This window comes from Acidobacteriota bacterium, assembly GCA_003225175.1.
Classification (GTDB): domain Bacteria; phylum Acidobacteriota; class Terriglobia; order Terriglobales; family Acidobacteriaceae; genus Gp1-AA112.
Genome location: QIBA01000101.1, coordinates 447 through 3,133, shown reverse-complemented (window position 1 = coordinate 3,133; position 2,687 = coordinate 447). Strand labels below are relative to the sequence as shown.

The 2,687-nt window shown below is 25.4% G+C and carries 1 protein-coding gene; it reads left to right on the top strand.

Going from position 1 to position 2,687, the window contains the following annotated elements:
• Positions 1-479 precede the first annotated feature (479 nt).
• Positions 480-584 carry a hypothetical protein gene (locus DMG62_22315; protein PYY20723.1) on the top strand — a complete coding sequence of 35 codons (105 nt, stop codon included), beginning with the start codon at positions 480-482 and terminating at the stop codon, positions 582-584.
• Positions 585-2,687: the final 2,103 nt, after the last annotated feature.

Here is a 2,687-nt window from a genome sequence, read left to right as displayed (position 1 = left end):
CACCTATCTAAAAGTCCAGTTTTGCTTTTTTGTCAAGTCCAAAGCCGGCATTTCGCGATCTTGCAAAGTCCAAGCCATAATGCCTACAAAAAGAAGAAAAAGAAACGTTAGAAATGTTTCTATTCAAAAAAAATAAATTTTAAAATAAAAAAAAACTTACTAGAAAGTCCGGTTTGATTCTGTCCAGTTGTAATTCCTAAAAAAAAAGAGGAAAGAAGCGTTGTAAAGTATAAAGTTTTTATTTTTAAAAAAAATAAATTAAACAAAATACCTACCAAAAAGTTCAGTTTCATCATGATCAAACCGATCCTAGTTACCTACAAAAAAATATTTAACAAAAAAATGCATCGCGTCATCACCAATCAGATCTTAAAAAGAATGAAACGATTGGTCAGTTGTTTCAATATCGTTGTGACGTGTTACGTTAATTTTTTTTAAAAAAAATCTCTTACGATCACATACATTTTTCAATTATTAAAATGAGTGAGAATCTAAATCAAGAAGTAAGAACATTTAGTAAAGTTTGGAAACATTTTGATTTGGTATCAGATGGCAAAAAAGCAAAATGTCATTATTGTGGGTAAGTATAAGTATTTTTATTAATAACATCAAATTATTCTAGTTATCATAAATAAAATATATTATTTACTTCAATTTAAACACAAAGAAAGGTGTATAAGCGTACTGGTGGCAATACTACAACTCTTCATAATCATTTAAAAGGAAAACATCTTGACAAACTAGATGATGGCACTTACAGTGAGACAGAAATAAATAGAAATAGAGGAACTATAGGAACTATGGATAGATTTGTTGTAAATGCTATACCAGTAAGTTTTGAATTTTTTTTTATATTATTTTTATTTATTTAAGGTTCTATTATTAATTAATTAAAATTTTTTTAGCAATTTACTCAATCATCTTTTCGTGAATTTCTTACAAAATGGATTGTTTGTGATGACTAACCCTTTACTGTTGTAGAAGGTGAACCCCTTCGAAGATTGTTTCATTTACTTAGAACTGATGCTACACCACCATCAGCAGATACAATCAAGTCAAATATAATGGAATCTTATAAACAAGAAAAAACAAAAATACAAAATACCTTACAAGTATTATCATTTTATTTTTATCTATATTTTATTAATATCATCATTATTATTAATTTATTTGTTTAATTTGTTATTATTATTTAATTTAATTTAGAATGTGCCTGGTAAGATTTCATTTACATTAGATGCTTGGACCTCACCAAATTGTATTCCATTTCTTGGAATAACAGCTCATTGGATCTCAAAGGAGTGGAAATTAAAGGAAATTTTAGTAGATTTTCACAAGTTATTGGGATCTCACTCTGGTGAAAATTTAGCTGATGCATTTGTAAAATCCTGTAAAGAATTTAATATATTTTCAAAGGTATTTATAATAATATTATTTTTACAAACTTTTTTTTATAATATTAGCTTACATTATTTTTATTTTATTAGATCATGGCATGTACTACTGATAGTGCATCTAATAATGACACTTTAATGGATTCATTGGAATTCATCTGTAAAGATCAAAATATTAATTTTACCAAAAAAAATCATCATATTAGATGTTTAGCACATGTTATTAATCTTGCTGCACAGGATGCACTTACTACTTTAAAGGTTGGATATTCTGAAAATGAAAATGAAGTTTTTAATCAAAATAATTCAAATGGTGTAATTCCAAAGGTAAATTAGAATTTACTGTATATATTATGTAATTTTGAATTAAATATTTAAATTAATTATTATTTATTAATATTTTTACTTTATATTATAGCTTCGTAAGCTTGTTGTCAAAATACGTTCTTCTCCACAACGACGAGAAAAATTTTTTCGTCAATGTGAAGTTGCAGGACTTTCCAATAATGAACTGGTACTTGATGTGAAGACACATTGGAATTCCACCTTTTCTATGATTGAAAGAAGTTTAAAATTACGTGAGGTTAGTATAAATTTATTTTAAATAAGGTTTATTATAATAATAATTTATTTAATGATTATTTTTAGGCATTAGATAATACTGGAATGGGAGAACAGGATTTACGTCAATGGGTACTATTAGATAATGAATGGAATTTACTTATTCAAATAAAAAGTTTGTTGCATGTAAGAATATTATTTATATAATCATTTTATTAATTATTTTGTTTTTTTTTATAATTAACCAATAATTACATATATATATATTAAATATTAATAATATGCAGATATTCAATCATGCAACAAATCACATTTCACATAATAAGTTTCCAACTCTAGAAAATTCTGTTCCAGTATACAACTGGCTTATAGATGAGATTGAAAAATTTCAAGAAATTAGAACTATAAAAAAAGAAGTAAAAGAAGCTGCTTTACAAGCAATGGCAAAGCTTAAAAAATATTATTCCAACACTGATGCATTACCTTATACTGTTGCTACCAGTATGTTATTATTTTGTTTATATTGATTTTATTTTTTATATTTTACTAATTTTTTTTTTTAGTTCTTGATCTAAGGCTTAAACTTCAATATTATAAAGATCACAACTGGGAAATTGAATTCATTGATATTGCTTTAGAAGATATAGAATCTTTGTATAAATCTAATTATGCACCAGCAGAAAGTGTACAAGATTCAGTTGAAGATTCTAGTAATGATCTTCTTAACCATAT